The following is a 5,067-nucleotide window of genomic DNA, read 5'->3' as shown; positions in this document are numbered from 1 at the left end:
ACAACCAATTGGCCCGCATATAACCGAGCACTCATGAGTCGCGGAAATATTGCCATTTGGTTTGATCCTGCTACGCAATGGTATGCTCCATCAAAAGGCAAACAAGGGCGAAATCAAACCTACTCCGACGCAGCCATCCAATGCTGCTTAATGATTAAATCCTTATTCCGTCTGTCTTTACGTATGGTCACTGGCTTTGTGCAAAGTCTGATTAAACTTTGCGGATTAAATTGGATAGCTCCAGATTACAGTACGCTTTGTAGAAGACAAAAGCATATTGATATTGTAATCAGCTACCAAAAAAGTAGCGATGGGCTGCATCTACTCGTGGACTCTACAGGCATGAAGTTTCTAGGTGAGGGCGAATGGAAACGCAAGAAACATGGACCTGAATATCGTCGCCAATGGCGTAAACTTCATATTGGTATAGATGCTAAAACCCTGCAAATACGAGCAGTTCAGCTTACAACCAATAATGTCAGTGATTCACAGGTGCTTGGTGATTTACTTAATCAGATTCCACAAGATGAGCAGATTAACTGTGTTTATACCGATGGAGCTTATGACACCAAGCAATGCCGTCAGGTCATTGCAGATCGGCAAGGGCATGCGGTGATTCCACCTAGAAAAAATGCGAAACCATGGAAAGATACAAAGAGTAGCTCGCTAGAGCGAAATGAATTACTTCGAACAATTAAAAGTTTAGGCAGGACACTATGGAAAAAATGGTCAGGCTATCATCGGCGAAGTTTGGTTGAAACTAAGATGCATTGCATCAAATTATTAGGAGATAAACTCAGCGCAAGGAGTTTTGATAGCCAAGTGAATGAGATCCATGCACGTGTAGCAGTCCTTAACAGATTTACGGAATTAGGTCGACCACTTACCCAAGTTACGCCTTAAATTTGGCTCAATTAGGGGCGCTTTGCATTTCCAATCTTTGTGCAACAAAGCCATTAAGAAGGGATCACCATTTGGAGCCTTACTCCATACAGCATCATTCTTTACATAAAGTACTGTTTCGGTGCGTGCAGCCTCAATAAATCTTTCATGCAGTACCTTAGCTGCTGTAGCAGCTATCTCCCTTTCATCCTCTATACTTTGAATTTTCATGTTTAAAACCTTATGTTGCTTTAAATGAGTTAAATTATAGACTAGCAGAATAGATACATTAGTACAGAGCCTCGTGATTTGGAATGATATAAATATAACGCCAAAGCCTGTCGCATCTCCTTTAATTCAAATAGCTTTTTTTGTTGATTTCTCCCACAATACTCTCAAAGAAATTTGAGAGTCATCCACGTGATTACAGGCGAAATTAAAAGCAAAATTGACCAAATTTGGAATGCATTTTGGAGTGGTGGTATTTCCAATCCTTTAGAAGTCATGGAGCAAATGACCTATTTGCTGTTTATTCGCCGACTTGATGAAATTCAGATCACCAAAGAAAAGAAAGCCAACCGTTTAAAAAAAGAAGTTGAGCATCCTATTTTCACGTCAGAGCAAGATCATCTTCGTTGGTCGAAGTTTGTGACTTTAGGTGACGCTGCAACGCTGTATAACACGGTTGCTAATGAAGTTTTTCCTTTCATTAAAAACTTAGGTGCGGAAGACGAAACCACCTATAGCCATCATATGAAAGATGCGCGTTTTACTATTCCTACGCCTGCGCTACTCACCAAAGTGGTGGATTTGGTTGCTGATGTGCCAATGGATGATAAAGATACTAAGGGTGATATTTACGAGTACATGCTCGGTAAGATTGCTTCAGCAGGTCAAAATGGTCAGTTCCGTACTCCTCGCCATATCATCAAGATGATTGTGGAACTAATGCAACCTAAACCCACAGATACCATTTGTGACCCTGCGTGTGGTACAGCAGGCTTTCTCGTAGCTGCAAGTGAATATTTAAATGATCATTACAGCACTGAGATTTTTGCCAATCCTGAAGCTGCAAAGCGTTTTAGTGAAGAAACTTTCTTTGGTTATGACTTTGATAGCACCATGCTTCGTATTGGTTCAATGAACATGATGCTGCACGGTGTTGAAAACCCACGAATTGAAAACCGTGATTCTTTAAGTGAAACGCATTCACATATTGAAAGTAAATATAGTCTGATTCTTGCCAATCCTCCATTTGCAGGCAGTTTGGACAATGAAAGCTGTGCCAAGAACATTCAAGCCGTAGTCAAAACCAAAAAGACCGAATTGTTATTTTTAGCCTTGTTCTTACGTTTGTTAAAAACTGGCGGTCGTGCTGCGGTGATTGTGCCTGATGGTGTGTTATTTGGTTCGTCTAAAGCGCATAAAGATTTGCGTCAAAAGATTGTGGAAGAGCAAAAGCTTGAAGCGATTATTTCGATGCCGTCAGGTGTATTTAAGCCGTATGCAGGCGTTTCGACTGCCATTATGATTTTCACCAAAACCATGTCGGGCGGTACGGATAAAGTTTGGTTTTATGATATGCAGGCGGATGGTTATTCGCTGGATGATAAGCGTAATGAACTCGATGCGTCTAAGCATGAAAATAACAACATTCCTGACATTATTGCCCGTTTTAAAAACTTAGAGGGTGAAAAAGACCGTAAAGCCACAGAGCAAAGCTTTATGGTGGATAAAGCCGATATTGCTGCCAATGGTTATGACTTGTCGATTAACCGTTATAAGGAAGTGGTGTATGAGCAAGTGGAATATGAAGCACCAAGTAAAATTTTGGCGGATTTAGAAGTACTTGAGCAGGATATTTTAAAAGGAATGGCTGCGCTTAAGGAGATGCTTAAGTGAGTTTTCCTAAAATGAAGTTAGGTGAATGTGCTGAAATTCATTCAGGCTCAACGCCACGGACGAATAATCCTGATTTTTGGGATGGTGATATTACTTGGGTGACACCTAAAGACCTTAGTAAATTAAAGTCTAAATTTATTTCTAAAACAGAAAGTAAGATTACTCAATTAGGTTTTGATAGTTGTTCAACTAAATTACTTCCTGAAAATTCTGTTTTATTTAGTTCTCGTGCTCCTATCGGACATGTTGCAATTAATACAATTCCTATGTGTACTAACCAAGGGTTCAAAAGTTTTGTACCCAAAGCTGATTTATTGGATTCGCAATATTTATATTATTGGTTAAAAGCGAACAAAGAATATCTTCAAGATTTAGGTGTTGGCGCAACATTTAAGGAAATTTCTAAAACAGTTATTGCTAATGTTGAAATCCCACTTCCACCACTTGCCGAACAACGCCGAATTGCGTCTATTTTAGATCAAGCGGACGAGTTACGCCAAAAACGTCAGCAAGCGATTGAAAAGTTAGATCAGCTTTTACAAGCCACTTTTATTGATATATTTGGCGATCCTGTGAGTAATCCTAAAGGGTGGGATTTAAAACCTGTTGGTGAAATAAGTGAATCTAAACTCGGGAAAATGCTAGATAAGAAAAAACAATCTTCTGAAAATGATCAATATAAATATTTAAGAAATGCCAATGTTCAATGGTTTAAATTCGATCTATCTGATGTATTCGATATGGAGTTTAATGAAAAAGATAGGAAAAACTGTGAATTGAAATTCGGAGACATTCTTGTTTGTGAAGGTGGTGAACCTGGGCGTGCTGCAATATGGAAAAATGACTTAGAAAATTGTTTTTTTCAAAAAGCGTTGCATCGAGTTCGCCTAGATATGACACAAATACTACCTGAATATTTTGTTTGGTTATTTTGGTTCTATTCAAAAAATGGTGGGTTTGACGATCATATAACGGTGGCAACAATTGCACATTTAACAGGTGTTAAAATGAAAGCAATGCAAATACCAATACCACCACTTTCAATGCAAGAAGAATTTCAACAAAAAGTCAATGAAATTGAAGTATTAAAGACAACACTTGAAAATTCTAGTAAGTTATTTGAAAGCCTATTTTCATCACTACAAAACCAAGCATTTAACGGCACTTTATAACATTTAATTAAAATATGAGGGAATATATACATGAGCAATTTTCAGTTTTTAGAACCTGAATTTAAAAGCTTGGCAGCGACTGCTAAAGAAGCCGAAAAGCTCACGTATATATCCCCACAATTTGCCCTTGCTGCGGCTCGTACATCACTTGAAAACCTTGTGCTATGGCTGTATCAATACGATAAAAAACTCACCCAACCTTACGATGCTTCACTACATAACTTACTCAACGACCTCAAATTTAAAGACCTAGTTCCGCCTTATATTTGGGACAAAATGGACAACATCCGCATGGTCGGCAACAGTGCCGTGCATGGGAAAAAGTTCAAGCAGCTCACCACCGAAGAAACTGTAAAACACATCAGCCATTTATTCCTGATGTATGTTTGGTTTGAACGGAACTATGGCTCACCCTCAAAAGACCGTTCACAATCGATTTTATTTAACCCAAAACTAGGGCGTGTCATCAATTAATGGAGATGATTGTTGATGCTAAGTAGATCGCTGATAAGAAGTTTTGAGCCAATTTATCATAGCGTGTGGCAATAGCACGATACTGCTTGAGCTTGGCAAAAAAGTTCTCGATCAGATGTCTTGCCTTGTAGAGATGTCGGTCATAATCACGCTGATCAATAGAATTACTTTTCGCTGGCATCACAATTTGACCCTTCGCCGCTAAAATTGGAGCAATGACCCGATCCCTGGAGTTGTAGGCTTTATCCATAAGCCAGGTCTGGCTCAACGATAAGTCCAGCAACACATCTGAACCGTTTAAGTCATGGGCCTGCCCATCAGTGAGATAAAATCCTGTTGGGTTGCCTAAAGCATCAGTACGGGCATGAATTTTGGTGCTTAAGCCACCTTTACTGCGTCCAATCGCCTGATTTTTTTTTCCCAGCGCTGTGTTGATGAGCACGTACAATGGTGGAGTCTAACATGGCGTATTCATTATCACTGTCATGTGACAGCACTTCAAAGACCCTCTGCCACACACCTGTTTTAGCCCAACGGCTAAAACGAGTATGCACGACTCTAAAATCACCAAAGCGTTCTGGTAAGTCTCGCCACGGGATACCTGAACGATACCGATACAATACTGCTTCAACAAATA

Annotated in this window: 4 protein-coding genes and 2 pseudogenes; 4 read left to right on the top strand and 2 right to left on the bottom strand. The window is 39.6% G+C overall.

All coding sequences use genetic code 11. The annotated features are described in order from the left end of the window. Positions 1–903: IS5 family transposase (locus tag ACNPNW_RS16380; RefSeq protein ID WP_448767199.1), on the top strand; the 903-nt coding region annotated here is incomplete at its 5' end. On the opposite strand, the gene ACNPNW_RS16375 is transcribed toward ACNPNW_RS16380, so the two are convergent. Next, entirely contained in the window at positions 871–1,113 is a 243-nt protein-coding gene (locus ACNPNW_RS16375; protein ID WP_448767198.1) for a hypothetical protein, read from the bottom strand. The two genes, ACNPNW_RS16380 and ACNPNW_RS16375, sit on opposite strands and share 33 nt — an antisense overlap. 189 nt (positions 1,114–1,302) lie before the next feature. On the opposite strand from ACNPNW_RS16375, the gene ACNPNW_RS16370 reads away from it, so the two are divergent. The 3 genes and pseudogenes from ACNPNW_RS16370 to ACNPNW_RS16360 all read left to right on the top strand — a co-directional run. Further along, positions 1,303–2,784 carry a type I restriction-modification system subunit M gene (locus ACNPNW_RS16370; protein ID WP_448767197.1) on the top strand — a complete coding sequence of 494 codons (1,482 nt, stop codon included), beginning with the start codon at positions 1,303–1,305 and terminating at the stop codon, positions 2,782–2,784. Then, a complete protein-coding gene (locus ACNPNW_RS16365) occupies positions 2,781–3,956 on the top strand; it encodes a restriction endonuclease subunit S (RefSeq protein WP_448767196.1) in 1,176 nt (391 codons plus the stop codon). Before ACNPNW_RS16370 ends, ACNPNW_RS16365 begins: the two co-directional genes overlap by 4 nt. A gap of 30 nt (positions 3,957–3,986) precedes the next feature. Further along, a pseudogene (locus ACNPNW_RS16360) lies at positions 3,987–4,412 on the top strand (DUF4145 domain-containing protein); the annotation flags it as partial. 10 nt (positions 4,413–4,422) lie between these two features. Here the strand turns inward: ACNPNW_RS16360 and ACNPNW_RS16355 are convergent. Beyond that, a pseudogene (locus ACNPNW_RS16355) lies at positions 4,423–5,067 on the bottom strand (IS5 family transposase); the annotation flags it as partial.

The organism is Acinetobacter endophylla, from assembly GCF_053543775.1.
The sequence above is the reverse complement of the archived record's forward strand: the minus strand, read 5'-3'. Positions and strand labels throughout refer to the sequence as shown.